This window comes from Halorubrum sp. SS7 (genome assembly GCF_005435055.1).
Classification (GTDB): domain Archaea; phylum Halobacteriota; class Halobacteria; order Halobacteriales; family Haloferacaceae; genus Halorubrum; species Halorubrum salinarum.
Genome location: NZ_SGXV01000025.1, coordinates 13,868 through 14,536 on the forward strand (window position 1 = coordinate 13,868; position 669 = coordinate 14,536).

General features: G+C 54.1%; 1 protein-coding gene. It reads right to left on the reverse strand.

Annotated features, from left to right (window positions below):
* On the reverse strand, positions 1 to 635 hold a 635-nt coding region (locus EXE44_RS15515), incomplete at its 3' end, for a hypothetical protein (RefSeq protein ID WP_199241225.1).
* Between the last annotated feature and the right edge of the window lie 34 nt (positions 636 to 669).

Genomic DNA, 669 nt, shown 5'->3' on the forward strand with positions numbered 1-669 from the left:
ATGGGGTCCCAGTGTGAAATGAACGACGTTCCGAGCTCATTATCGAGGTGCTGGAAGTATTCACCAATCCAGCCGAGGGCTTCGTCAAGACTTGTTGCGTAGGAGATTTGCGCTTTGATGTAGGTCCCGGTGTAGCGCTGACCGTCGACAGCCTTCGGATATCCAAACGGCTTCTTCTGCTTGTTGACGAGGTGTGGTCCACGGGGTTCGAGTGTTAGGGTACACTTCGCAGCGGTGGTCGCAGCTTTTCCGTCGTCAATGTCCTCAAAAAGTCGGAATCGCTGGTCGTCGTAGCCGACAAATTCTTCCTTCTTGTTGAGGTGACCAATACCTGTCGAACTGGAGTAAAAGCCGACGTGATATTCCTCATCGCCCTGCGTCCATGAGGGAGACATATCGCCGACGTGATGCGGATGGTCGCTCCGACCATGGTAGCCGGCCTTGGTGTCGAGTTGGCGCTGTAGGTCTGCGGATTCGTTGTAGAGACCGTTATCGTCTCGAAGCTGGACAAATACGTCTACCCCGTGTGTTCGAGGCGTGTAATTGACGATTTGGGTCGGGATGTCGGTGCTGTTTTCGGGCGATTCAGGCGTGTTGCCGCTATCTTTATGCGGTTTCGAGCTGTTTGTTGACATGAGTATTCGGACCAACTGGCGGCGATGCCGACTC